Below are 24753 nucleotides of genomic sequence, written 5' to 3' on the forward strand. Positions count from 1 at the left end.
AAGAGCATTTTGAGCTATATTTAAAGGAATGTGAATGGCGTTTTAACAACAGTGAAATAAAATCTCAAATTTCCATTTTAAAACAATTAGTTAAGGGGATTTAGATCTAGTTATCTAGTACAGCCCCTTTTTTAATATTTCATCATTCCAAAATTTTATTTCGCATATCTCTATATCCCCCCTTCCGCCCTTCGGGCATCTTCCCCCGCAAGCAGGGGAAGGTAAGTTATCATTATTTATTTTATAACTTCTAATCTTGGCTCCACCCATTTATGGGGGGAGCTGCCGAAGGCTGAGGGGGGATAAATGCTCAATTTCAACATAAATTGCCTCAAGTACATTATCTATGTTTTTTAGTACTTCATCATTCCAAAACCGAATAACTTTATAGCCTTGTGCTGTTAAGAATTTTGTTCTTTCTAAATCATATTGTTCTTGTTCTACGTGCTGAATGCCATCTAATTCAATAACAAGTTTTAATTTTCTACTGCAAAAATCCACAATGTAATGACCAATAATAACCTGTCTATTAAAACGGATACCACAAAAGAGTTTATTTCTCAAATGGTACCATAGTGCATACTCTGCATCTGTCATATTATGTCTTAATTCTGTAGCATATTGGGCTAATCGTTTATTTTTATTTCGCATATCCTTATATCCCTATATCCCCCTTCCGCCCTTCAGGCACCTTCCCCCGCAAGCAGGGGAAGGCAAGTTATCATTCTTTATTTAAATATCTCAAGTAAGGCCTGCACAGGGTGTTTTAGCACCACATGTTCATAACGTTTTACCTGACTGCGGCAAGAATAACCGGTAGCTAAACAAAAGTGCGGATCTTTTCCATACAGTTTTTTATGCCACGATACATCGTAGATTTCTCGGCTCATTTTTTGATTTTGCACTTCATGCCCAAATACACCAGCCATACCACAACATCCTACTTTTTCTACAGTAAGTTGTTGTCCAAATCTTCCAAAAATTTCTTGCCATTCTTTTGGACTATTCGGCATAAAAGTAGATTCTGTACAATGCGGGAATAAATACCAATCGGAAGTGCGGTCAGTTTTGGCGATGTTTTTCAGTTTATCTTGTAATGCCGTATTTTGTAATCTTTGTTTTAACCATTCGTGTGCGGTGAGAACGTGAAAATCGCCCCGTTTTTCTTGTAGTGCTTCTTTGTATTCATCTCGATAAGACAGTACGATGGCTGGATCAACGCCTACAAGCGGAATGCCTAATTTTGCCATTCTATTTAAAAACTCAGCTTGGTTTTGTGCTGTTTTGCTAAAGCGTTTTAAGAAGCCTTTAATGTGCATTGCTTTGCCGTTTGGTTTAAATGGCAACAGAATTGGTTTAAAGCCTAATTTTTGCGTAAGCATAACAAAATCGCGAACCACTTTCGCATCATAGTAAGAGGTATAAGGATCTTGCACAATAAATAAAACATCGTTTTTTTCTACCGCACTTAGGTCTTCCAATTCTTCCAAGGATTTGTCTTGATAATGAATTTCCACCAGCTGTTGTTGCAAATTGGGTTCAGAAAGCAAGGGTAAATCGGTCATACCTAGCGTTTTTTCCACTAATGTTTGCGTGACTTTTAGCTTGGTAAAATAATTAAAGAATTTTGCTTGTTTTGCCATATAAGGCGCTGCGATTTCTAAATTTGCCACAATGTGATCTTTTACTGGACGTAAGTAGCGGTTGTGATAAAAATGAAAGAATTTCGCACGGAAACTTGGTACATCGATTTTTATCGGGCATTGGCTTGCACAGGCTTTACAAGCAAGGCAAGTGTCCATTGCAGCTTTCACTTCGTGAGAAAAATCATAATCGCCTCGCCATTTTTGAACCGTATTGCTCAGTCTTTTTACAAGTGCGGTTAATTTTATTTCTGTTTTACGGAAGTCTAATTGTTCGGGCGAAACATTTTCATTTGCCATCAATCGAAGCCATTCTCTAACCATGGCTGCGCGACCTTTCGGCGAAAATACACGGTTTTTACTGACTTTCATCGATGGGCACATAATGCTGTGTTCATCAAAATTGAAACATAAACCGTTTCCATTGCAGTTCATCGCACCCTTAAATTCATCGCGCATTTGGATCGGAATTTGACGATCGTTATCAGCCCGCATAGGCGAAAGAATAGAATAAAGTTCCTCTTTGGAATCTAAAGGCGTACAGATTTTGCCGGGATTTAAGCGATTGTTCGGATCGAATAAGGTTTTGATATAACGAAGTTCGTGCCAGAGTTCTGGCGTAAAGAATTTTTCGCCGTAATGGGAACGCACGCCTTTTCCATGCTCTCCCCAGAGTAATCCACCATATTTAATCGTAAGTTCTGCTACTTCATCTGAAATTTGTTTGAATAATTTCACTTGTTCTTTGTCGCATAAATCAAGCGCAGGGCGAACGTGCAACACGCCAGCATCCACGTGACCAAACATGCCATATTGTAAATTGTGTTTGTCTAATAAAGCGCGAAATTCACTGATGTAATCCGCAAGATTTTCTGGGGGGACACAAGTATCTTCCACGAAAGGAATCGGTTTGGCAGCACCTTTTGCATTACCCAGTAAGCCCACTGCTTTTTTTCGCATTGCATAAATACGCTCAATAGAAGGTAAATCTGAGCAAACTTGATAGCCAATAATGTGATCTTGGTTGTGTTCGATTTTTTCATCAAGTGAGCGACAAAGTGCGGTAACTTGGCGGTCTATTTTTTCTTGATTATTACCAGCAAATTCCACAATATTTAAACCAAGAATTGGATCCGTTTCATCTTCTGTAAGAAGTTCATTCACCGAGTGCCAAATAATATCTTGTTTGGCGAGGTTTAAGACTTTGGAATCAACGGTTTCCACAGAAAGCGCATTGGCTTTCACCATAAAAGGTGCATTGCGTAATGCCGCATTAAAAGAACGATATTTAATATTGATGAGCGTGCGATACTGAGGAATTGGCAGAAGATTGAGTTTGGCTTCGCAAATAAATGCGAGAGAACCTTCAGAACCAGTGAGAATCCTTGTTAGATTAAATTTACTTTCATCTTCATTGAATACATTTTTCAGATCGTATCCTGTTAAAAAACGGTTAAGTTGTGGCAGATCTTTAATGATTGCCATTCTTTTTTCTTTGCAGTGTTGCGCGATTGTTTGATGGAGTCTTTTGCTACTATCACTTAATTCAAGCGCATCGATGTTTTCTAAAACATCAACAGAATTGACCGCACTTGTATCTAAAATCTCACCGTTCATTAATACTGCGCGTAATGCCAAAACGTGATTAGAGGTTTTACCGTATTGCAATGAACCTTGCCCAGAGGCATCGGTGTTAATCATTCCACCTAAAGTCGCTCGGTTGCTGGTGGATAGCTCTGGGGCAAAGAATAAACCATGTGGTTTTAAAAATTGATTAAGTTGATCTTTTACAACGCCTGCTTGTACTCGAACCCAACGTTCTTTTACATTGAGTTCTAAAATAGCAGTCATATGACGAGAGAGATCCACTATTATATTGTTATTAATGGATTGTCCATTGGTCCCCGTACCACCACCACGAGGCGTAAAGGTGATCGATTGATATTCAGGTAAATTTGCTAATTTTGTTATACGTACTATATCAGCGACAGTTTTCGGAAAAAGAATCGCTTGTGGAAGTTGTTGGTAAACGCTGTTATCCGTAGCAAGACTTAATCTATCTGCATAATTTGTAGCGATATCTCCTTCAAAATGTTGTTTTTTAAGTGCTTGGAGATAGTTAAGGACATCTTGTTCAATTTGTGGAGTGCGATTTAGACTTGGCAACATAGCATTTAACTCATTTAAAGACATAAATAGCTGGGTGTTCTCGATAATATCTTAAGGTGCGAATAATGTCGAATTAGATTTTGAGCGTTTTTAAGAAGCTTTTTATGGAGTAAATTAGTCAAGAAAAGAGTATTTTTGGATAAAAAAATAAACAAAAAGTTCAAAAGAATTTGATCTTTTCAATTTTTATAGGATAATAGGCGCACTTTTGAACGTTCCTTTGGCGTAAACAAAGGAATTGAATTTGTCAAAAGGTAAAAAGTAGGGCAAATTCAAAACCCTAGTTAAGCGACTGTTTAGAATGTAACTTTAATTAAAAGTTCAGTATAAACAAGGACACTTTTTTATTACTATTCGATGACTAAATAGAGGACATCAAAATGAAAAAAACTGCAATCGCATTAGTAGTTGCTGGTTTAGCAGCTGCTTCAGTAGCTCAAGCAGCTCCACAAGAAAACACTTTCTATGCAGGTGTTAAAGCTGGTCAAGCATCTTTCCATGATGGCATTCGTGCTCAAGCTCGTGAAAATAATGAGGGTTATCACCGTAATTCTTTCACTTACGGTGTATTTGGTGGTTACCAAATCTTAAATCGTGATAACTTAGGTTTAGCGGTTGAATTAGGTTACGATGATTTCGGTCGTGTTAAATTCAAAGATGCTGGTAAAGTAGCAGCAAAACACACTAACCACGGTGCTCACTTAAGCTTAAAAGGCAGCTATGAAGTGTTAGAAGGTTTAGATGTTTATGGTAAAGCAGGTGTTGCTTTAGTTCGTTCTGACTATAAATTCTACGATCCAGATGGCTCTCGTGATCATGAAGCTGGTCGCCATAGCTTACGTACCTCTGGTTTATTTGCAGTGGGTGCAGAATATGCAGTATTACCAGAATTAGCAGTTCGTTTAGAATACCAATGGCTAACTCGCGTAGGTAAATTACGCACTCAAGGTGAACCAAATAGCGCAATTGACTACAACCCTTGGATTGGTTCTATCAATGCAGGTATTTCTTACCGCTTCGGTCAAGGCGCAGCGCCAGTTGTAGCAGCACCTGAAGTTGTAAGCAAAACTTTCAACTTAAACTCTGATGTGACTTTCGCATTCGGTAAAGCAAACTTAAAACCACAAGCTCAAGCAGCTTTAGATGGTATCTACGGTGAAATCGCACAAGTTAACAACGCTAAAGTAGCTGTTGCTGGTTACACCGACCGTATCGGTTCTGATGCTGGTAACTTAAAACTTTCTCAACGTCGTGCTGACACTGTAGCTAACTACTTCGTTGCTAAAGGTGTTTCTGCAGATGCAATCTCTGCAACTGGTTATGGTAAAGCAAACCCAGTGACTGGCGCAACTTGTGACCAAGTTAAAGGTCGTAAAGCGCTTATCGCATGTCTTGCTCCAGACCGTCGTGTAGAAATCGCAGTTAACGGTACTAAATAATTTTAGTATTCGTTTAACGAAAGATTAAATACAGCAAAAGGCTTAAACTTCGGTTTAGGCCTTTTGTCTTATATGAATCTAAAACCAAGCATTTCAATCAAGTTTTAACTTATGATAGAATGCGGCTTTCATTTATTTATAGGGAACATTATGGAAACCTTAGACAAAATCAAAAAGCAAATTAGTGAAAATCCAATTCTTATTTATATGAAAGGTTCACCAAAATTACCATCTTGTGGTTTTTCTGCCCGTGCATCTGAAGCATTGATGAATTGTAAAGTACCTTTTGGTTATGTAGATATTTTGCAACATCCAGATATTCGTGCTGAATTACCAGCATATGCAAACTGGCCAACTTTCCCCCAATTATGGGTAGAGGGAGAATTAATTGGTGGTTGTGATATCATTTTAGAGATGTATCAATCTGGTGAATTACAAACTTTATTAGCTGAAGTTGCAGCAAAACACGCTTAATTACATTAGAAAAATGAAACCCGCTTATAGCGGGTTTTTTATACAAATAAATTGTTTTTATTGAACACATAGTCTAGGCAAGTTTTAATACCTTAGAAAGTGCGGTGAAAAATTTATCGTTTTCTTCAGGTAAACCAATACTTATACGCAAATGATTCGGCATGCCATAACCAGCAATTGGGCGAACAATTACGCCTTCATGTAATAATGCATCATAAATTGGGGCAGCAGGTTGTTTGAAATCAATCGTTATAAAATTTCCTTTGGAAGGAATATATTCTAATTGATGATGTTGGCAGAACTCTTCGTAACGTCTCATTTCTACTCGATTATTTTCAGCGACTTTCTCAACAAATTCATCATCATTCATTACGGCAACCGCAGCGGTTAATGCCAAAGAATTACAGTTAAATGGTTGTCGAACTCGATTTAATAAATCTGCGATTTCAGAATTAGATACCGCATAACCAATGCGTAAACCCGCTAAGCCATAGGCTTTAGAAAGAGAACGTGAAATAATTAAATTTGAATATTTTTTTAATAAACTGAAAGAGTCTACTCGTTCTTCAGATCTGGTAAATTCAGTATAGGCTTCATCTAATACCACGATTACATTTTGGGGAACTTTTGCTAAAAAATCTTCAATTTCTTGTGACGTTAAAAAATTACCCGTTGGATTATTGGGATTAGCAATGTAAATGAGCTTTGTTTTATTAGAAAGTGCGGTCAAAAATCCTTGTAAATCGTGCCCCCAATTTTTAGCCGGAATTTCTTTTGCAACTGCATTAATCGCTTTAGTTACTAAAGGATAAACAATAAAGGCATATTGTGAATAAATGATTTCATCGCCTTCGGTTGCGAAAGTGTGAGCAAAAAGTTCTAATAAATCATTTGAGCCATTACCGAGCGTAATTTGATTTGGTTGAACACCAAATTTTCTTGCAATAGTTTGTTTTAGTTCAAAGCCATTCGCATCTGGATAACGAGTCAGTTTATCTAATTGTTCGAAAATTGCTTTTTTTGCACTTTCTGGAAAACCAAATGGGTTTTCGTTTGAGGCCAGTTTAACGATATTGGAAATGCCAAGTTCTCGTTCTAATTCTTCAATCGGTTTACCTGCTTGATAAGGTGATAAGGATTGTACGCCACGATTGGCAATATTTATGTACTGCATAGTGTTATTTGAAAATATTGATGTGGATTAGGATGAATTTTCAAGTAAATTTGGGCGTAGTGAATACGCCCATTGAAAATGTTCTTTAACTATTGAGGAAGATTTTCAGCTTCAAATTTTTTCATAAATGAAATGAGTGCCTCAACGCCTTCTTGTGGCATTGCATTGTAAATAGACGCACGCATTCCACCTAAAATCTTGTGACCTTTCAAGGCTTGTAAGCCCGCAGCAGTAGATTCTGCGACAAATTTTGCATCTAATTCAGAATTGCCTGTAATGAAAGTAACATTCATTGTTGAGCGGTTTTCTTTTGCTACCACATTGCGGTAAAGTTTGCTCGAATCAATATAATCATAAAGCGTTTGTGCTTTTAACGCATTACGTTTTGCGATCGCAGTTAAGCCCCCTATCTCTTTAAGATGTTTAAATACGAGGGAACATAAATACCAAGCAAATGTTGGTGGTGTATTAATCATTGAGTCTGCATCACGTTGAGTTGCATAATTCCAAATAGATGGGGTTTCTTTACGTGCATTACCGATTAAATCATCACGAATAATGACTAATGTAATGCCCGCAGGGCCAAGATTTTTTTGGGCGCCCGCATAAATTACACCAAATTTACTGATATCGATTTGGCGTGAAAGAATATTTGAAGACATATCTGCGACCAATACGGCATCGCCCACATTTGGTACATCAAAAATCTCCACACCACTGATGGTTTCGTTTGGACAATAATGAACGTAGTCATATTGATCAGCGATATGGCTAAAATCAAGATCGGTAATTCGAGTCTGTTCGCCATTTTCTACGATACTGATTTCATCAATTTCTGCAAAATTTTTTGCTTCTTTTGCTGCTGTCGCTGACCAATGCCCACTATTTAAATAAAGGGCTTTGCCTTTTTTACCGATTAAGTTCATCGGAATTGCTGAAAATTGACCGCGAGCACCACCTTGTAGGAAAAGTACGCGATAGTTATCAGGAATATTGTAAACCTCACGTAGATCTTTTTCTGCTTGTGCAATAAGTTCCATGAAATATTTGCCGCGATGGCTTACTTCCATCACGGACACACCTTGATTGAGCCAGTTTGTCAGTTCACCTTGTGCTTTTTGTAGTACTTCTGGAAAAATCATCGCTGGGCCAGCGCTAAAATTAAAGACTTGTGACATTGTGTTTCCTTATTTTTGTAGATAGTTGGATCTGTTTTATCACTACAAAAGCAGAGAATCAACGGTTTTTCGGTAAATAAAAAATTTTTTTGAGCTGACTCACAAAATTTACTTTCAGCTTTTGACGAATTACCAAAAAGAGGCTACATTACCGCCATCAATTTTCTTACTAAAAGAGAGTCATTATGGAAACTGTAAACAAGCAATCTTTCCAAGAGGTGTTGGAATACGTGCGTATGTATCGTTCGAAAAACAAAATTAAGCGCGATATGGAAGACAATAATCGTAAAATCCGTGACAATCAAAAACGCGTATTATTGTTAGATAACTTAAATCAATACATTCGTGATGATATGACCATCGAAGAGGTGCGTGGAATTATTGAAAGTATGCGTGATGACTATGAAGGTCGTGTTGATGATTATACGATTCGCAATGCAGAGCTTTCTACGCAACGTCGAGAGATCAGTGCGAAAATGAAAAGTCAGAAAAAAGCGCATGCGGAATTATTGAAAAATTCTGAAAAATAATTGTAATGAAATAGCCGGCTGAATCAGTCGGCTTATTTTTTATAAGCTATTCATTGCGTTAATGATTTTAATTTCATCAAAATTGACAATATCTTCTTGGAATATTGTGCTTTCTTGAATTTTCCCCTCTTGTAATAATTTTTCTCGTTGTGTGCCTAAAAGCAATGGAGTATCTGGTGTGTACCATTTTTCCCCTTGGCGGAAAATTAAATTACCAATGGAACAATCTGTCACTTTTCCATTTTTGATAATAATAATTTCATCACAAGTGCCTCGTTGAGCAAATAATGTATTAATTAAACTGCGATCAGAATATTTCAATCCATATTCGATATCGTCAAAAATTACAGGTTGAAAAGTGCGGTAAATTTTTCGATGGTATTCAAAATATTGAATTTGTGTGGTTTTGGCATTGTAATCAATGCGGCAGCGAACTAATCGATTTTGTAAGGGCGTAGGAAGTTGAATGAGTGAAAAAAGATTAAAAATTTTCACCGCACTTTTGCCATAATATTCACGTAAACTACGTTCATACCGTGTTTGGTGTAAATCGATATTTTGAATTTTCCCGTTTTCAATACAAAGGGTTTCAAATAGAGGATACATTAATCAGCACCTTCAATCGGTAAATAGATTTTTTCTAACAATTCTTCATATTCATCTTGCACATTGCTATGAATGGTAATTCCACCTCCACTATGAAAATAAAATTTTTCATCTACTTGAGAAATAAATCGAATTGCCACCGCACTTTGTAGTGTTTTACCATCAAATATGCCAAAAATTCCTGTGTAATAATCGCGTTTTTGTTTTTCTGCTTGTTGAATAATTTGTGTGGTTTTTTCTTTTGGTGCGCCACTAATGGAACCGGCAGGCAAGAGTGTCGCTAAAATATCCCCAATTTGATTTTGCCAGTTTTCATTCAATTTTCCGTAAATTTCAGAACTGGTTTGCAGTATTTCGCTTTTTTGTGTTTTGATGCGATCGATATAACGAAATTTTTTCACCCGAATGTTTTCTGCCACCATGGATAAATCATTACGCATCAAATCAACAATCGTGTAATGTTCGCGCTGTTCTTTTTCATTTGTGAGTAACTGATTTTCTGCATCGGGCAGAGACGAATTAATTGTCCCTTTCATGGGATAAGTAAAAATGCTGTTGTCATGAATATTGACAAAACATTCTGGTGAGAAGCAAACAAATTGATCCTGTAACCACAATTTATAAGGTGCATTTGTTTGATGAAAAATCTGTTCAAGTGACAGATTACCTGAAATTTCAGTGGGGTAGGTGAGATTTAATAAATAAGAATTGCCTTTTTGTAATTCACTTTGAACAAGTTCAAAACCTTGTTGATAACGCGAGAAGGGCATTGGATGTTTGGTAAAATTAAGAGGGAGAGGTTGTGGAGAAATCGTGCAATTTCTTTTCCCTAAAATATCAAAATAAATGCCTTGTTGTGCAGAATTTTCGAGAGGACAAATCAATGGTTTTTCTTTTTCAAAATCAATGAGAAAGAAAAATGGCGTGCGTTGTTTGCCATAATGATTAGCCTGTTCAATGAAATGTTGCATTGTGCTTTGTGCCATTTTGCGTAAAATTGCCCGCATTATAATGAATGCCGAACGGTTATGAAATTACTCATCATTAATAATCACGATTCTTTTACTTTTAACTTGGTAGATTTAATTCGGAAATTAAATGTGCCTTATGATGTTTTGAATGTGGAAGATTTAAAGGAAAGTACAGCGGAAAAATATAGTCATATATTGATTTCGCCGGGGCCTGATGTACCACGAGCTTATCCACAACTTTTTTCTATGTTGGAAAAATATTATCAGCAAAAATCTATTTTAGGTGTGTGTTTAGGGCATCAAACCTTATGTGAATTTTTTGGTGGTACATTGTATAACTTACAGAAAGTCCGTCATGGCCAGAAACGAATTTTAAAAGTGCGGTCAAATTCTCCATTATTTTTTAGCCTTCCAAGCGAATTTAATATCGGGCTATATCATTCTTGGGGAGTACAGAAAAAAGATTTTCCTCGTTGCCTAGAAGTTACCGCACTTTGCGATGAAGGCGTGGTAATGGCTATGCAGCATAAATCGTTACCAATTTATGGCGTTCAGTTTCATCCTGAGTCTTATATGTCAGACTTCGGTGAGCAAATTTTGTGTAATTGGTTGACTATTCCTGCTGTGATTAATCAATAATAGCGCTTGCTTATTAAGCAAAAATACGTATTATAGACGTCTATACGTCAATACATCCAAATTTAAAAGAAAAAGAGAGAAAATATGTCTAGCTATTTATTTACATCCGAATCAGTCTCTGAAGGGCATCCAGATAAAATTGCCGATCAAATTTCTGATGCAGTACTTGATGAAATCCTAAAACAAGATCCAAAAGCACGAGTAGCTTGTGAGACCTACGTAAAAACCGGTATGGCATTGGTGGGTGGGGAAATCACAACCTCTGCTTGGGTTGATATTGAGAATTTAACCCGTAAAGTGATTTGTGATATTGGTTATGAACATTCTGAAATGGGTTTTGATGGCCATTCTTGTGCGGTGCTTAATGCGATTGGTAAACAATCTGCAGATATTAATCAAGGTGTTGATCGTGAAAATCCATTAGATCAAGGCGCAGGAGACCAAGGTATTATGTTTGGTTATGCCACCAATGAAACGGATGTATTAATGCCTGCAGCTATTACTTATGCACATCGCTTAATGGAAAAACAAGCTGAAGTGCGTAAAAGCGGTAAATTAGCATGGTTACGCCCAGATGCGAAAAGCCAAGTAACGTTAAAATATGAAGATAATAAAATTGTTGGTGTGGATGCGGTTGTGCTTTCTACTCAACATTCTGAAGAGATTAGCCAAAAAGACTTACACGAAGGTGTGATGGAAGAAATTATCAAACCTGTATTACCAAGTGAATGGCTTTCTAAAGAAACAAAATTCTTCATTAACCCGACTGGCCGTTTTGTTATTGGTGGACCGATGGGGGATTGTGGTTTAACTGGTCGTAAAATTATCGTGGATACTTACGGTGGTGCCGCTCGTCACGGTGGTGGCGCATTCTCAGGAAAAGATCCATCTAAAGTTGACCGTTCAGCAGCTTATGCTGCACGATATGTCGCAAAAAATATTGTGGCAGCAGGTCTTGCAGATCGTTGTGAAATTCAACTTTCTTATGCGATTGGTGTGGCTGATCCAACATCAATCATGGTTGAAACCTTTGGAACTGGAAAAGTTGCGAATGAATTATTAGTGTCATTAGTTCGTGAATTCTTTGATTTACGTCCTTATGGCTTAATTAAAATGTTAGATTTAATCCAACCAATCTATCGTGAAACGGCAGCTTATGGTCATTTCGGTCGTGAGCAATTCCCTTGGGAAAAAGTGGATCGTGCAGCAGAATTGCGTATTGCAGCAGGTTTAAAATAATAGGCTTGAATTTTTAGTTTGAAAGGATTATATTGGAAAGGCAACAAGGTTTCTTGTTGCCTTGACTGATAAGTGTTACCAAGCTGGCGAGCTATACAGTAACACAATAAATATGATGACGATTATAAAGATAATTTTCATCAATTTTGTCTCCCAATCAGTGTTAAAACAAACTGATCGAGATGATTGCATTACCTGACCCCCCAGTCAGGTAATGACAACACCTGACCAGCCACTGATCATTCTATCATATAAAAGCCGCTTATCTAGCGGTTTTTGCTTTTACCGATGACATCAATATTACTCATTCCATTTCGTCATTTAAAAATGCAAGTGCAACGTAAATTGAATCAGTCTTTGCAGCTTGCAGAGGCTTATTTTAAGCGAAAATTTACAATGCCAGAGGTAAATTATGAGTTACGTGGTATAAAGGCAGGCGTGGCTTACCTACAAAAAAATGAAATAAAATTTAACCGCACTTTATTGCAAGAAAATACGGATGAATTTATTCGACAAGTCGTGCCACATGAGCTTGCGCATTTGATTGTGTATCAAATGTTTGGTCGCGTAAAACCACACGGGAAAGAGTGGCAGCTTGTAATGAATGAAATTTTTAAGCTTTCTGCGGATACTTGCCATCAATTTGATATAAAAAATGTGCAAGGTAAAACCTTTGAATATCGTTGTGCTTGCCAAACCCATTTTCTAACTATTCGTCGTCATAATAGAATAGTAAAAGAAAAGATTGAATATTTATGTAGAAAATGTAAGGGAAAATTAATTTTTGTCGATGATGAAGAATAATTTTTGTGATATATTTTTCCAGTTTATTCAATAAATAAAGGAGTTATCCAATGAAAAAATCTTTATTAGCAGTTATTGTTGGTGCATTTGCCTTTGCTTCTGTTGCAAATGCGAATATCTATGCTGAGGGCGATGTCGGTTTATCTCGAACCAAAGCCAATGGTAGTAACAATACAAGAGTTGAACCTCGCGTATCCGTGGGTTATAAAGTAGGAAATACGCGTGTTGCGGGTGATTATACTCATCACGGAAAAGTTGATGGTGCGAAAATTCACGGTTTAGGAGCCTCAGTATTATATGATTTTGACACGAATTCTAAAGTGCAACCTTATGTAGGTGCTCGTGTTGCAGCTAACCAGTTTAAATATGATAACAGAGCTAACCAACCATATAGAAGTTCTTCAGAAATTAAGCTCGGCTATGGTGTTGTAGCAGGTGCAAAATATAAGTTAGATGGTAACTGGTACGCTAATGGTGGGATTGAGTACAATCGTTTAGGTAATTTTGATAGTACCAAAGTTAATAACTATGGTGCAAAAGTTGGTGTGGGTTACGGATTCTAATTTTTAGAATACAAAAATCTTTTTTATAAAACACTTTAATTTAACGGTGATCGTCTAAGGCGATCACCGTTATTCGTTTTAGGGCGGAGTAGAAAATAGTTGACTAAAAGTGCGGTTAAAATTCTCGGAAATCTTATTTTTCAATAGCTTTTTGAGAAAACTATCACATTAAAATATAAAAAATCCCAACCTAGGTTGGGATTTAAAAATCATTAAAAATTTTACCGCACTTTATGCTTTGCTTGGTTCAAAACGTTCAAATGCCAATACTTTTTTCTCTAATTTACGTAGTAATAAAGTCGCAATGCCTGTGATAATTAAATAGATACCACCCGCAATGCCGTAAATTGTCAGTGCATCATATTCTGTACCATAAAGTTGGCGAGCATAGCCCATAATATCCATAATGGTAATGGTGGAAGCTAACGCCGTGCCTTTAAATACCAAAATAATTTCGTTACTGTAAGACGGCAATGCGCGTTTTAATGCGTAGGGAATTAAGATTTTGAGTGTCTGTAATCGGCTTAACCCTAACGCTGCACAACTTTCCCATTGTCCTTTATGAATGGCTTTTACTGCACCATGAAATAATTGGGTGGAATAAGCTGCGCTGTTTAGTGCTAAAGCTAATGCGGCACAGAACCATGCATTGGATAAGAAAAACCATAATGGGCTGTCAATAATCCATTGGAATTGACCGGGCCCGGCATAAATTAAAAAGAACTGTACTAACAGTGGCGTGCCTGTGAATAAAGTAAGGTATAAATTGACCGCACTTTTTATCCATTTATTTTCCATTGAAAGTAAAAAAGTAAGAAATAAGGCTAAAAAGAAAGCGATCAGTAAGGATACCACAGTGAGGAGTAAACTCGTTGGGATCCCTTGTGCGATCACAGTTAAATATTCTTGAAACATTATTTCACGCCTCTTTCAAAACGAGTAAAACGCAGCTCTAATTTTCGAATACCAACTTGGCTAATTAATGTCACCGCTAAATAAATTAACGCAGCAATACCGTACCAAGTAAAGGGTTGATGTGTATTGGTATTAATCAGATCCGCTTGGCGCATCAAATCATCTACGCCAATTAATGAAACCAATGCCGTATCTTTTAGTAATACAAGCCATTGGTTGCTTAAACCCGGTAAAGCGTGACGCCATACTTGTGGCATAACAATGTGAATGAACGTATAGCTTTTGCTTAAGCCTAACGCTGCACCTGATTCCCATTGTCCTTTTGGTATGGCTTGAATTGCGCCGCGTAATGTTTGCGATGCATAAGCTGCAAAAATAAGAGAAAGCGCAAATACACCGCAGCCAAATGCCCCAAATTCAATGTATTCTCCTGTTAGCATTTCTACTAATTCAGTAGAACCAAAATAGACAAGTAATACAACAATAATTTCGGGTAAGCCACGTAATAATGCCACAAATACTGTCATCGGCTTGCCAACAAAACGATTTGCTTCAAGTGCGGCAAAAATTAGGCTTAAAAATAATCCTAGGATTAATGAACAGACCGCAAGCCCTAAAGTCATTAGGGCTGCGGTAAGCATTAAAGAAAGAAAATCATAACTCATAGATTATTTTGTCATCCATTTATCATAGATTTTTTGGTATTCACCATTTGCTTTAATTGCAGCTAAACCTTTGTTTAATTGCTCCACTAATTCTTTATTTGATTTATGCATCGCAATGCCTAAACCATTACCAAAATATTTTTTATTTGCTACTTTTTCGCCAACAAATTGCATTTCTGGTTCTTTGCTAATCATATCTGCAAGTACTGCGGTATCACCAAAAATCATATCAATTCTACCGCTCTTTAAGTCTAAAATTGCACTTTGTAAGCTCGCGTAAGCCTTAGTTGTATATTGTTTGGTTTCAGCTACTGTGTATTGTTGGAATGTGGTTCCATTTTGTACGCCAACATTTTTTGCACTTTCTAATGTTGCTTTGCCTTTAAGAGCAACATAGCTTGCAGTGCTATCGTAATATGCATCAGAGAATAAAACCTGTTTTGCTCTCGCATCGGTAATATCAATAGCGGAAATGGAGGCATCAAAGCGTTTTGCTTTTAAATTTGGAATTAGTGCATCAAAAGCTTCGCCTTTGAATTTACAGGTTGCTTGAATTTCTTGACAAATTGCATTCGCCACATCAACATCAAATCCGATAATTTCGCCTTTTTCATTTGTGGTTTCAAATGGTGGATAGCTAGGTTCCATTGCAAAAGTGAGTTCTTGTGCGCTTGCTGCTACGGATGCGCCTAATAAAATTGCAGTTAATAATGTTTTTTTCATCGTAAGCTCCTTATTTTCTAGTGAGAAAGATAGTGTTTAAATTGTTCCGTTTTGGGATTTTCAAAGCAATCAGCCGATCCCATTTCGACGATTTTACCTTGTTCCATATAAACGACTTTTGTCGCCACTTTTTGCGCCACATTGACTTCGTGGGTCACAATCACTTGCGTAATACCAGTTTCTTGTAATTCTTTAATAATATCTACAACTTGCGCTGTAATTTCTGGATCTAATGCAGCCGTTGGTTCATCAAATAACAGAACTTGTGGCTTCATCATCAGCGCGCGGGCGATTGCAACACGTTGTTGCTGACCACCTGACAAATGTAATGGAAAGCGATCAGCAAGTTGTTCTAAACGTAAGCGTTTTAATAATTCCATCGCATCTGCTTTGGCTTCATTTTCACTTACGCCACGTACTTTCATTGGTGCCTCAATTAGGTTTTCAATTACCGTTAAGTGAGGCCAAAGATGATATTGTTGAAATACCATTCCTACATCTTGACGTAGTTGTCTAATTGCTTTTGGATTTGCCATTGCATTAGATAAATTAAAATCATTGTTTGCAATGCTTAATTCGCCAGATTTTGGCACTTCTAACAAATTTAATGTACGAATTAATGTGCTTTTTCCTGCGCCACTTGGGCCCAGTAACACAACGGTATCGCCTTCTTCTGCTTCAAGGTTAATATCAAATAACGCTTGTGATGAACCGTAAAAGAAATTGAGATTTTTAACACGAATAGCCATTTTTCTTCTCTATGCTTTATAAGATGAAAAAATATTACATTTTTATGCATAATTATGCAAGTGACGTAAATAAAAAATCCCAAAAAAATTTGGGATTTTAAAAATTTGATTGAAATCAACCGCACTTTAGGCTTCTTTAGCCATCTCGAATTCAATTAACATCATTAAAATATGAATGACTTTGATATGGATTTCTTGAATACGATCTGCATAACGGAAATGTGGTACACGGATTTCAACATCCGCTAATCCAGCCATTTTGCCCCCATCTTTGCCTGTCATCGCAATGACTTTCATGCCTTTTGCTTTTGCAGCTTCAATGGCGTTTAAAATGTTTTTTGAATTGCCTGAAGTCGATAATCCGAATAACACATCGCCTTTTTGACCCACCGCTTCAACATAGCGTGAAAAGACATATTCATAACCAAAATCATTACTTACACAGCTTAAATGGCTTACATCTGAAATCGCAATAGCGGGGTAGCCAGGACGATTTTCACGATAACGACCCGTTAATTCTTCTGCAAAATGCATTGCATCACAGTGCGAACCGCCATTACCACAAGAAAGCACTTTGCCTCCTTGTTTGAAGCTATTCGAAATTAATAATGCCGCTTCTTGAATTAATTTAATGTTATTTTCATCAGAAATAAATTTGTTTAACACATCTTGTGCTTCCACAAGTTCTGCTTTGATTTGATCTAAATACATTGATTGCTCCTTGTTGGGAATAAAATCGCGATGGCATTGTATAGCAGATAAACATTCTCCGCTAGCGTAAATAAAAATTCATCTTTTTCCGATGAAGTAATGATTTTTGCGATTTAGATCGTAATAGTGAATTTGCGTGCTTTTAGATTATTCCAGATAAACGTATTCTGAGAAAAATGACCAGTTCTAAGATTTACAAAAATATCATGAAATTTTACCGCACTTTGTTACTTTTCTTCGTGAGCTCTTTCGCTTTAGCTAGCTCAGATTTAATGCTTCTTCATACTTACGACAATCAACCCATAGAGGGTTGGGTAATGTCTGAAAAGTTAGATGGCGTACGCGGTTATTGGAATGGAAAGGAATTATTAACTCGGCAGGGGCAACGTTTATCACCGCCAGCCTATTTCACTAAGGATTTTCCGCCTTTTGCCATTGATGGTGAATTATTTAGTGAGCGAAATCATTTTGAGGAAATTTCATCAATCACAAAATCCTTTAAAGGCAATGGTTGGGAAAAACTTAAATTATATGTTTTTGATGTGCCTGATGCAGAGGGCAATTTATTTGATCGTTTAGCTAAATTGAAAGCGTATTTACTTGAACATCCAACAACTTACATTGAAATTATTGAACAAATCCCAGTGAGAGATAAAGCGCATTTATATGAGTTTCTTAATCAAATCGAGTCTTTGAAGGGGGAAGGCGTTGTTGTACGAGATCCTAATGCGCCTTATGAACGAAAACGTAGCAATCGGATTTTAAAATTGAAAATAACTCAAGATGAAGAATGTACGGTCATTGCACACCATAAAGGCAAAGGACAATTTGAAAATGTGATGGGCGCTTTAACTTGTAAAAATCATCGGGGAGAATTTAAAATAGGTTCGGGTTTTAATTTAAACGAACGAGAAAATCCCCCTCCGATAGGATCAGTGATTACTTATAAATATCGAGGCCTTACAAATAGTGGAAAACCTCGATTTGCAACCTATTGGCGAGAGAAAAAATGAGCTTATTTATAAATCTGACAAAATGAATTTAATCAATATGGAAACAAGCGATTAATTTTCCATCAGTATGTCGCTCCAAGTGCGGTTGATTTTCACGACATTTTTCTGTCGCTTTCCAACAACGAGGATTAAATGCACAGCCTTTTGGCGGATTAATCGGGCTTGGTAATTCGCCTGTCAGTTTTATACGTTCACGGCGCAAGTTTGGTGACAAACGTGGTGTCGCTGAAAGTAACGCTTTGGTATACGGATGTTGAGGATTAGAAAAAATCTGCTCTGTCGTTCCTTTTTCAACACAACGACCCAGATACATCACCATCACTTCATCGGCGATATGTTCTACCACAGAAAGATCGTGCGAAATGAACACGTAAGACAAGCCCAATTCATCTTGTAAATCCATCATTAAATTCAGTACTTGCGCACGCACGGAAACATCCAATGCAGAAACCGGCTCATCGGCAACGACAACATCAGGATTTAACATTAAACCACGAGCGATGGCAATACGCTGGCGTTGTCCGCCTGAGAACATGTGAGGATAACGATCATAAAATTCAGCGCGTAATCCCACTTTTTCCATCATTGATAAAACTTTTTCTCGACGTTCTTTGGCAGAAAGTTTTGTATTGATGATCAATGGTTCTTCCAAAATTGAACCAATTTTTTTGCGTGGATTTAATGACGCATAAGGATTTTGGAAAACAATCTGAATTTTTTTACGACGTAGTGCTTTTGTTTCAGAATCATTTTCTAAAAAATTATGCCCTTTGTAATACAATTCGCCTTCGCTGGGTTCTTCAATCATTGTCAATAAACGACCTAGCGTTGATTTTCCACAACCAGATTCCCCCACGACAGCTAAAGTTTTACCTCGTTCAAGCTGAAAAGAGACACCATCTAACGCTTTTACTTGCTGTGGTTTTGCAAACAAGCCTTTTTTTACAGGGTAATATTTTTTTAAGCCAATCGCATTTAATAATGGCGCATTTTCTTTTACTTCATTCGTCATTATTAAGCTCCTTGATATTCAACTGGATTGCCTTGCTCGTTCAGTGGAGTATGGCATTTTACTTTGCGAGAACCGATATGATGCAATTGAGGTTCAACTTGGCGACAATATTCGGTGGCATAAGGGCAGCGAGGATTTAATAAACAGCCTGTTGGGCGATCGTATTTTCCAGGTACCACACCTTGTAATGACTCTAAGCGAGATTTTCCTTCTGCAAATTCAGGTAATGAACGTAACAAGGCCTGAGTGTAAGGATGTTTTGGCTCGCGGAAAATATCTTTTGCGATGCCTTCTTCAACAATTTGTCCTGCATACATCACGATAATTCGATCTGCAGCTTCAGCAACAAGCGCAAGATCATGGGTAATCAGAATCAGCGACATGCATTCTTTTTTCTGTAATTCGAGTAATAGCTCCATAATTTGTGCTTGAATAGTGACATCTAACGCAGTAGTTGGCTCGTCAGCAATCAATAATTTAGGTCTGCAAGCAATTGCCATCGCAATCATTACACGCTGGCTCATTCCGCCAGAAAGCTGATGAGGATAAACATCAATCCGAGATTCAGGATCAGGAATACCGACCAATCTTAAAAGCTCTAAAGTGCGGTCTTTTCTTGCCTTTTTTGTGCCGCCTTCATGGGTTTTTAACGCTTCCATAATTTGGAAACCCACAGTATAAGCTGGATTCAAGCTTGTCATCGGATCTTGGAAAATCATTGCTACATCAGCACCAATAAGCTGGCGTTTAGTTTTACTTTCTAAAGTGAGTAAATCAGTATTTTCAAATTGCAAGGATTCTGCCGAAACACGTCCTGGATGATCGATTAATCCCATAATAGCGAGCGAACTTACAGATTTACCTGAGCCCGATTCTCCCACGATGCCAAGCACTTCGCCTTGTGCGACTTGATAGCTGATGCGATCCACTGCTTTAAATGGCGTATTTTTATCGCCAAAGTGAACAGAAAGTTCTTTTACGTCTAATAATGCCATTCTGTTTTCCTATTGTTTGAGTTTTGGATCAAGTGCATCACGTAACCCATCACCCATTAAGTTAAAAGCGAGCACTAAAGATAAAATAACTAAGCCGGGAATTGTGACTAACCAATTTGCTGCTTGCATAAAACCACGAGCTTCTGAAAGCATTGTGCCAAGTTCAGGTGTGGGTGGCTTTGCACCAATGCCTAAGAAACCCAGTGTCGCGAGTTCTAAGATCGCATTAGAAATTCCCATAGTCATTTGCACAATCAAGGGCGCTAAACAGTTTGGTAAAATCACAATAAACATGAGGCGAAGAATACCTGCGCCCGCGACTTTAGAGGAGGTGACATAATCACGATTTTTTTCATTCATCACCGCTGCTCGAGTTAAACGCACGTAACTAGGAATCGATACCACGGCGATCGCTAAAGTGGCATTGGCGAGTGATGGCTCTAAAATAGAGACGACGACAATCGTCAAGAGTAAGTTTGGAATCGCGAGCATAATATCAATTAAGCGAATGATAATTGTATCTAGCACGCCGCCATAATAACCAGAAATCAAGCCAAGACTGGTACCAAAGGCGCAAGATAGTAATACAATGACAAACCCCGCAAAGACAGAAATTCGCGTTCCGTAAATGATGCGAGAAAGGATATCTCGCCCAATATCATCTGTGCCGAGTAAATAAGCAGGATTGCCGCCTTCATACCAAGCTGGAGGCAGTAAAAGTGCGGTACGATTTTGTTCTGTTGGATCAAAAGGCGCAATATAAGGTGCGAGAATGCTGATTAAGGCAACAATCAAAATAAAAATTAAACCAATGAGCGCGCCACGATTTTGTTTGAAGTAAAACCAAAATTCTTGTAAGGGCGTTTTCGGCGCGAAAGTTGAAGGCGTGTCAGACATAATTTCTCCTACAATTAATGACGGATACGCGGATTGACCACGCCGTAAAGTAAATCAACAGTTAAATTCACCACAATAATAATTGTCGCAATAATCAGTACAGAACCCTGTAATACTGGATAATCACGGGCTTGAATAGCATCAATAATCCATTTTCCAATTCCCGGCCATGAAAAAATGGTTTCTGTGAGTACGGCACCAGAAAGCAATTGACCAACGATTAATCCGACCACTGTTACAACAGGAATTAACGCATTACGCAATGCGTGAACAATAACGATTCGAGTATAGCTTAAACCTTTTGCTTTTGCCGTGCGAATGTAATCTTCACCTAACACTTCCAACATTGCAGAGCGAGTCATACGCGTAATAATGGCGAGAGGAACTGTACCTAAGACAATGGCAGGAAGAATTAACGATTTAACCGCATTTTCGAAGGCACCTGGCATACCAGAAAGCCAGCTGTCAATGAGCATAAATCCTGTCGGTGTATCGATCCAAAATTCATTATCTAAACGTCCACCTTGGGGTAAACCGAGTTGTGGTGAAACGTATAAAATTAAAATCAATCCCCACCAGAAAATTGGCATAGAATAACCGGTGAGCGATGCGGCTGTAACGGTGTGAGAAATCCAACTATCTTTTTTTACTGCAGCAATCGTGCCTAAAACCACCCCGCCTAATAACGACCAAAATAACGCAAAAAATGCTAATTCAGCGGTGGCAGGGAAAAGTGTAAAAAATTCAGTAAGAACAGGTTGTTGAGTGCGGAATGATGCCCCAAAATCACCTTGTAGCACTTTAGCAATATAATGAAAATATTGTTCATGCAAAGGAAGATCTAATCCTAATTGATGCATCATTTGTTGATGTATTTCAGGTGTTAAGCCACGTTCACCCATCATTATTTCAACTGGATCGCCAGGAATAAAATGCACAAGGGCAAAGGTAATAAAAGTAATGGCAATAAAGGTTGGAATTACCATTAAGATACGTTTGAAGAAAAATTTAAACATTCAATCACTCAAATACAAAAAAAGTGCAGTTAAAATTCACCGCACTTTTCAAAGAAATTAATCGGTAAAAAATATAATACTCTTGGATTCTACCGTACTTTTTCCAATTTTGCCAAATGAGCAATCAACCATTTAATGCCTTGTGCTTGGAATGCTATTTGTAAGCGTGTGTTATTTTCAGATCCTTCCACATTAATGACTGTGCCAAAACCAAATTTTTCGTGTTTGACTTTTTGACCCATTTTCCATTCATTTTCGACCGCACTGGTATTAGACAATGAACCGACTTTTGCTAGATTCATTGCGCGCGTGACAGTTCCTCGTAAACGAATTTCTTGGATACATTCTTTCGGTAATTCAGCGATAAACCGTGATGGTAAATGGCGTTCTTCTTTTGCATATAACCGACGGCTTTCCGCATAAGAGATGGTCAGTTTTTTCTTCGCGCGAGTAATACCGACGTAAGCTAAACGACGCTCTTCTTCTAAACGTCCGGGTTCTTCAAAAGAACGAAAACTTGGGAATAAACCTTCTTCTACGCCCACCATAAATACACGCGGAAATTCTAAGCCTTTAGCAGAGTGTAATGTCATCATTTCTACACAAGATTGATGCGGAGAGGCTTGTTCTTCACCAGCTTCTAAAGAGGCATGAGTTAAAAAGGCGGTGAGTTCCGTCATATCTTCTGCATCATCAGGTTTGATGAATTCACGGGTTGCGGTAACTAATTCTTCCAAGTTTTCAATCCGCACTTCGCCTTTTTCACCTTTTTCTTGTTTATACATCTCATATAAACCTGAATGTTTAATCACAAAATCAGTTTGTGCGAAAAGCGGCATTTCTGCGGTATCAAGTTGTAGTGAATTAATTAATTCTTGGAAACGCAATAATGCTGTTGAGGCTCGTCCAGCCAACATATTTTCTTGTGTTGCAACTTGTACTGCTTGCCATAAGGTAATTTGGCGTTCGCGTGTTAAGTTACGCAATATATCTAAAGTGCGGTCGCCAATGCCACGGGTTGGCGTATTAATTACACGCTCAAAAGCTGCATCATCTTGACGATTATTAATCAAACGAAGATAGGCTAACGCATCTTTAATTTCTTGGCGTTCGAAGAAACGCATACCGCCATAAATACGATATGGAATTTGACAGCGAATTAAGGCTTCTTCAATAACGCGTGATTGGCTATTACTGCGATAAAGTACAGCGCAATCATCAAGTTTTCCGCCATGTTCTACCCAATCCTGAATTTGTGAGGCAACAAATTTTGCTTCGTCCAATTCATTAAAGGCAGCATAGATACCCACGGGATCGCCTTTTTCGCCCTCTGTCCATAAATTTTTACCAAGACGATCACTATTGTTTGCAATTAATTCATTTGCGCTGTTTAGGATATTGGCGGTAGAACGATAATTTTGTTCAAGGCGAATGGTTTCAGCTTTAAAATCTTTCAAGAATTTTTGAATATTTTCGATTTGTGCGCCACGCCAGCCATAAATAGATTGATCATCATCGCCTACGATCATGACTTTGCCTGTTTCTCCCGCGAGAATTTTGATCCATTTATATTGAATTTTATTGGTGTCTTGGAACTCATCCACCAAAATATGCTGAAAACGTTGTTGATAACGTTGTAAAATTAATGGTTTTTTCTCAAATAATTCATAGGCTCGAATTAATAATTCGGCAAAATCGACCAATCCTGCTCGATCGCAAGTGTCTTGATAGATCTTATAAATTTTAATCCATTCACGTTCTTGGCGATCATTAAAATCTTCAATGTCGTTTGGTCGCAAGCCTTCATCTTTTTTGTTATTGATGTACCAACAAGCCTGTTTAGGCGGAAAGGCTTTTTCATCAAAATTATGTAATTTTAATAATCGTTTAATTAAACGCAGTTGATCTTCTGAATCTAAAATTTGGAAATCTTGTGGCAATCCTACATCTAAATGATGAGCTCGCAATAAACGATGGGCAATGCTGTGGAAGGTTCCAATCCACATTCCAAATAATTGATGTTGTGCGTGTTTGGCAAGGGTAGATTGAATACGATGACGCATTTCTGCTGCGGCTTTATTGGTAAACGTCACCGCCATAATGCTGCCTTCAGAAATATTTTCTACCGCAATTAACCAAGCAATACGGTGAGTCAATACACGCGTTTTGCCCGAGCCTGCACCAGCTAGCACTAAATGATTACCAAGAGGGGCTGCTACGGCTTCGCGTTGTTTATCGTTAAGACCGTCAAGTAATTCAGAAATATCCATCATAAACTATCTTTAATCTGTTTAAATTTACAGTTATTATAGTCTTTATTTTTCAATACCACAATAATAAGGAAAAAAACAGACTTGTCCGACTTCTTTAAGGTAAAATTTATATTTATAGTGAAATGGTTAGTCGGGGTGCGGACATGGCTGAGAAAATACCCGTGAACCTGAAACAGTTAGCACTGGCGTAGGAAACTAATTCTTTTTCTTTTATGTGCTGACTTAATTTTTGGGGCTGTACTAGATAACTAGATCTAAATCCCCTTAACTAATTGTTTTAAAATGGAAATTTGAGATTTTATTTCACTGTTGTTAAAACGCCATTCACATTCCTTTAAATATAGCTCAAAATGCT

24 protein-coding genes, 2 pseudogenes and 1 riboswitch are annotated in these 24753 nt (G+C 37.7%); of the genes and pseudogenes, 9 read left to right on the forward strand and 17 right to left on the reverse strand.

Annotated features, from left to right (window positions below; translation table 11 throughout):
• Nucleotides 1-104, forward strand: a pseudogene (locus DV434_RS10155) (IS1595 family transposase); the annotation flags it as partial.
• Nucleotides 105-270: 166 nt separating this feature from the next.
• Here the strand turns inward: DV434_RS10155 and DV434_RS10160 are convergent.
• Complete coding sequence (locus tag DV434_RS10160) at nt 271-651, reverse strand: endonuclease domain-containing protein (RefSeq protein ID WP_032824121.1); 381 nt, start codon at nt 649-651, stop codon at nt 271-273.
• 77 nt (nt 652-728) lie between these two features.
• Nucleotides 729-3812 (reverse strand): D-2-hydroxyglutarate dehydrogenase YdiJ, encoded by a 3084-nt coding sequence (ydiJ, locus tag DV434_RS10165; protein ID WP_118786093.1) that lies wholly within the window; start codon nt 3810-3812, stop codon nt 729-731.
• 380 nt (nt 3813-4192) lie between these two features.
• Here ydiJ and ompA point away from each other — a divergent pair, with 380 nt between their 5' ends.
• Both ompA and grxD read left to right on the forward strand, forming a co-directional pair.
• A complete protein-coding gene (gene ompA / locus DV434_RS10170) occupies nt 4193-5251 on the forward strand; it encodes a porin OmpA (RefSeq protein WP_118786078.1) in 1059 nt (352 codons plus the stop codon).
• 150 nt (nt 5252-5401) lie between these two features.
• Nucleotides 5402-5725 carry a Grx4 family monothiol glutaredoxin gene (gene grxD / locus DV434_RS10175; RefSeq protein WP_005627223.1) on the forward strand — a complete coding sequence of 108 codons (324 nt, stop codon included), beginning with the start codon at nt 5402-5404 and terminating at the stop codon, nt 5723-5725.
• A 73-nt stretch (nt 5726-5798) separates the two neighbouring features.
• Here grxD and hisC read toward each other — a convergent pair whose 3' ends face one another.
• Nucleotides 5799-6899: a histidinol-phosphate transaminase gene (hisC, locus tag DV434_RS10180; RefSeq protein ID WP_118786079.1), complete on the reverse strand. Its 1101-nt coding sequence runs from the start codon at nt 6897-6899 to the stop codon at nt 5799-5801.
• An 89-nt stretch (nt 6900-6988) separates the two neighbouring features.
• On the reverse strand, nt 6989-8077 hold the full coding sequence (gene serC / locus DV434_RS10185) for a 3-phosphoserine/phosphohydroxythreonine transaminase (protein ID WP_118786080.1): 1089 nt from the start codon (nt 8075-8077) through the stop codon (nt 6989-6991).
• 185 nt (nt 8078-8262) lie between these two features.
• Between serC and DV434_RS10190 the strand changes: the two genes are divergently transcribed.
• Nucleotides 8263-8607, forward strand: a complete 345-nt coding sequence (locus tag DV434_RS10190) for a DUF496 family protein (RefSeq protein ID WP_005630430.1) — start codon at nt 8263-8265, stop codon at nt 8605-8607.
• Nucleotides 8608-8646: 39 nt separating this feature from the next.
• On the opposite strand, the gene DV434_RS10195 is transcribed toward DV434_RS10190, so the two are convergent.
• On the reverse strand, nt 8647-9213 hold the full coding sequence (locus tag DV434_RS10195; RefSeq protein WP_118786081.1) for an aminotransferase class IV family protein: 567 nt from the start codon (nt 9211-9213) through the stop codon (nt 8647-8649).
• The gene (locus DV434_RS10200) at nt 9213-10199 is read right to left on the reverse strand and encodes an aminodeoxychorismate synthase component I (protein WP_118786094.1); all 987 of its coding nucleotides are present in this window, start codon (nt 10197-10199) and stop codon (nt 9213-9215) included. Before DV434_RS10200 ends, DV434_RS10195 begins: the two co-directional genes overlap by 1 nt.
• A gap of 42 nt (nt 10200-10241) precedes the next feature.
• On the opposite strand from DV434_RS10200, the gene DV434_RS10205 reads away from it, so the two are divergent.
• The 4 genes from DV434_RS10205 to DV434_RS10220 all read left to right on the forward strand — a co-directional run bounded on the left by DV434_RS10205 (nt 10242) and on the right by DV434_RS10220 (nt 13429).
• Nucleotides 10242-10823, forward strand: coding sequence for an anthranilate synthase component II (locus DV434_RS10205; RefSeq protein ID WP_118786082.1), 582 nt, complete (start codon nt 10242-10244; stop codon nt 10821-10823).
• Nucleotides 10824-10907: 84 nt separating this feature from the next.
• The gene (metK, locus tag DV434_RS10210) at nt 10908-12062 is read left to right on the forward strand and encodes a methionine adenosyltransferase (RefSeq protein WP_118786083.1); all 1155 of its coding nucleotides are present in this window, start codon (nt 10908-10910) and stop codon (nt 12060-12062) included.
• Nucleotides 12063-12350: 288 nt separating this feature from the next.
• Nucleotides 12351-12866 (forward strand): SprT family zinc-dependent metalloprotease, encoded by a 516-nt coding sequence (locus tag DV434_RS10215; protein ID WP_118786084.1) that lies wholly within the window; start codon nt 12351-12353, stop codon nt 12864-12866.
• Between the two features lie 50 nt (nt 12867-12916).
• On the forward strand, nt 12917-13429 hold the full coding sequence (locus DV434_RS10220) for an opacity family porin (RefSeq protein ID WP_118786085.1): 513 nt from the start codon (nt 12917-12919) through the stop codon (nt 13427-13429).
• A gap of 231 nt (nt 13430-13660) precedes the next feature.
• On the opposite strand, the gene artM is transcribed toward DV434_RS10220, so the two are convergent.
• The 5 genes from artM to lpcA form a co-directional block, all read right to left on the reverse strand.
• Nucleotides 13661-14344, reverse strand: coding sequence for an arginine ABC transporter permease ArtM (gene artM / locus DV434_RS10225; RefSeq protein WP_118786086.1), 684 nt, complete (start codon nt 14342-14344; stop codon nt 13661-13663).
• A complete protein-coding gene (gene artQ / locus DV434_RS10230; RefSeq protein ID WP_118786087.1) occupies nt 14344-15009 on the reverse strand; it encodes an arginine ABC transporter permease ArtQ in 666 nt (221 codons plus the stop codon). The genes artM and artQ overlap by 1 nt, the downstream gene beginning before the upstream one ends.
• Nucleotides 15010-15012: 3 nt before the next feature.
• The gene (locus tag DV434_RS10235; protein WP_118786088.1) at nt 15013-15732 is read right to left on the reverse strand and encodes a lysine/arginine/ornithine ABC transporter substrate-binding protein; all 720 of its coding nucleotides are present in this window, start codon (nt 15730-15732) and stop codon (nt 15013-15015) included.
• A 17-nt stretch (nt 15733-15749) separates the two neighbouring features.
• Nucleotides 15750-16481 carry an arginine ABC transporter ATP-binding protein ArtP gene (gene artP, locus DV434_RS10240; RefSeq protein WP_118782105.1) on the reverse strand — a complete coding sequence of 244 codons (732 nt, stop codon included), beginning with the start codon at nt 16479-16481 and terminating at the stop codon, nt 15750-15752.
• Nucleotides 16482-16607: 126 nt separating this feature from the next.
• Nucleotides 16608-17192, reverse strand: coding sequence for a D-sedoheptulose 7-phosphate isomerase (gene lpcA, locus DV434_RS10245; protein ID WP_005634962.1), 585 nt, complete (start codon nt 17190-17192; stop codon nt 16608-16610).
• Between the two features lie 206 nt (nt 17193-17398).
• On the opposite strand from lpcA, the gene DV434_RS10250 reads away from it, so the two are divergent.
• Entirely contained in the window at nt 17399-18205 is an 807-nt protein-coding gene (locus tag DV434_RS10250; RefSeq protein WP_118786095.1) for a DNA ligase, read from the forward strand.
• Between the two features lie 28 nt (nt 18206-18233).
• Here the strand turns inward: DV434_RS10250 and DV434_RS10255 are convergent, their stop codons facing one another.
• From DV434_RS10255 to DV434_RS10285, 6 genes and pseudogenes are all read right to left on the reverse strand, one after another.
• Nucleotides 18234-19217, reverse strand: a complete 984-nt coding sequence (locus DV434_RS10255; protein WP_118786089.1) for a peptide ABC transporter ATP-binding protein — start codon at nt 19215-19217, stop codon at nt 18234-18236.
• A gap of 2 nt (nt 19218-19219) precedes the next feature.
• Nucleotides 19220-20212, reverse strand: a complete 993-nt coding sequence (dppD, locus tag DV434_RS10260; protein WP_118786090.1) for a dipeptide ABC transporter ATP-binding protein — start codon at nt 20210-20212, stop codon at nt 19220-19222.
• Nucleotides 20213-20221: 9 nt separating this feature from the next.
• Nucleotides 20222-21109, reverse strand: a complete 888-nt coding sequence (locus DV434_RS10265; protein WP_105878742.1) for an ABC transporter permease subunit — start codon at nt 21107-21109, stop codon at nt 20222-20224.
• A gap of 14 nt (nt 21110-21123) precedes the next feature.
• Complete coding sequence (locus DV434_RS10270; protein WP_192881526.1) at nt 21124-22125, reverse strand: ABC transporter permease subunit; 1002 nt, start codon at nt 22123-22125, stop codon at nt 21124-21126.
• A gap of 89 nt (nt 22126-22214) precedes the next feature.
• Nucleotides 22215-24395, reverse strand: coding sequence for a DNA helicase II (gene uvrD, locus DV434_RS10275; RefSeq protein WP_192881527.1), 2181 nt, complete (start codon nt 24393-24395; stop codon nt 22215-22217).
• A gap of 124 nt (nt 24396-24519) precedes the next feature.
• Nucleotides 24520-24609: riboswitch (TPP riboswitch) on the forward strand.
• Between the two features lie 43 nt (nt 24610-24652).
• Nucleotides 24653-24753: pseudogene (locus DV434_RS10285) on the reverse strand (IS1595 family transposase); the annotation flags it as partial.

The sequence above is a fragment of the Haemophilus haemolyticus genome, from assembly GCF_003493685.1.
Classification (GTDB): Bacteria; Pseudomonadota; Gammaproteobacteria; order Enterobacterales; family Pasteurellaceae; genus Haemophilus; species Haemophilus haemolyticus_O.

What these genes read in the sequence shown, in the direction of transcription:
- DV434_RS10235 (WP_118786088.1), bottom strand. Translation starts at nt 15,732, where the DNA reads ATGAAAAAAACATTATTAACTGCAATTTTATTAGGCGCATCCGTAGCA.
- DV434_RS10220 (WP_118786085.1), top strand. Translation starts at nt 12,917, where the DNA reads ATGAAAAAATCTTTATTAGCAGTTATTGTTGGTGCATTTGCCTTTGCT.
- hisC (WP_118786079.1), bottom strand. Translation starts at nt 6,899, where the DNA reads ATGCAGTACATAAATATTGCCAATCGTGGCGTACAATCCTTATCACCT.
- uvrD (WP_192881527.1), bottom strand. Translation starts at nt 24,395, where the DNA reads ATGGATATTTCTGAATTACTTGACGGTCTTAACGATAAACAACGCGAA.
- grxD (WP_005627223.1), top strand. Translation starts at nt 5,402, where the DNA reads ATGGAAACCTTAGACAAAATCAAAAAGCAAATTAGTGAAAATCCAATT.
- DV434_RS10200 (WP_118786094.1), bottom strand. Translation starts at nt 10,199, where the DNA reads ATGGCACAAAGCACAATGCAACATTTCATTGAACAGGCTAATCATTAT.
- ydiJ (WP_118786093.1), bottom strand. Translation starts at nt 3,812, where the DNA reads ATGTTGCCAAGTCTAAATCGCACTCCACAAATTGAACAAGATGTCCTT.
- artQ (WP_118786087.1), bottom strand. Translation starts at nt 15,009, where the DNA reads ATGAGTTATGATTTTCTTTCTTTAATGCTTACCGCAGCCCTAATGACT.
- DV434_RS10160 (WP_032824121.1), bottom strand. Translation starts at nt 651, where the DNA reads ATGCGAAATAAAAATAAACGATTAGCCCAATATGCTACAGAATTAAGA.
- dppD (WP_118786090.1), bottom strand. Translation starts at nt 20,212, where the DNA reads ATGGCATTATTAGACGTAAAAGAACTTTCTGTTCACTTTGGCGATAAA.
- artP (WP_118782105.1), bottom strand. Translation starts at nt 16,481, where the DNA reads ATGGCTATTCGTGTTAAAAATCTCAATTTCTTTTACGGTTCATCACAA.
- DV434_RS10195 (WP_118786081.1), bottom strand. Translation starts at nt 9,213, where the DNA reads ATGTATCCTCTATTTGAAACCCTTTGTATTGAAAACGGGAAAATTCAA.
- serC (WP_118786080.1), bottom strand. Translation starts at nt 8,077, where the DNA reads ATGTCACAAGTCTTTAATTTTAGCGCTGGCCCAGCGATGATTTTTCCA.
- DV434_RS10190 (WP_005630430.1), top strand. Translation starts at nt 8,263, where the DNA reads ATGGAAACTGTAAACAAGCAATCTTTCCAAGAGGTGTTGGAATACGTG.
- ompA (WP_118786078.1), top strand. Translation starts at nt 4,193, where the DNA reads ATGAAAAAAACTGCAATCGCATTAGTAGTTGCTGGTTTAGCAGCTGCT.
- DV434_RS10215 (WP_118786084.1), top strand. Translation starts at nt 12,351, where the DNA reads ATGACATCAATATTACTCATTCCATTTCGTCATTTAAAAATGCAAGTG.
- DV434_RS10265 (WP_105878742.1), bottom strand. Translation starts at nt 21,109, where the DNA reads ATGTCTGACACGCCTTCAACTTTCGCGCCGAAAACGCCCTTACAAGAA.
- DV434_RS10255 (WP_118786089.1), bottom strand. Translation starts at nt 19,217, where the DNA reads ATGACGAATGAAGTAAAAGAAAATGCGCCATTATTAAATGCGATTGGC.
- DV434_RS10250 (WP_118786095.1), top strand. Translation starts at nt 17,399, where the DNA reads ATGAAATTTTACCGCACTTTGTTACTTTTCTTCGTGAGCTCTTTCGCT.
- artM (WP_118786086.1), bottom strand. Translation starts at nt 14,344, where the DNA reads ATGTTTCAAGAATATTTAACTGTGATCGCACAAGGGATCCCAACGAGT.
- metK (WP_118786083.1), top strand. Translation starts at nt 10,908, where the DNA reads ATGTCTAGCTATTTATTTACATCCGAATCAGTCTCTGAAGGGCATCCA.
- lpcA (WP_005634962.1), bottom strand. Translation starts at nt 17,192, where the DNA reads ATGTATTTAGATCAAATCAAAGCAGAACTTGTGGAAGCACAAGATGTG.
- DV434_RS10205 (WP_118786082.1), top strand. Translation starts at nt 10,242, where the DNA reads ATGAAATTACTCATCATTAATAATCACGATTCTTTTACTTTTAACTTG.
- DV434_RS10270 (WP_192881526.1), bottom strand. Translation starts at nt 22,125, where the DNA reads ATGTTTAAATTTTTCTTCAAACGTATCTTAATGGTAATTCCAACCTTT.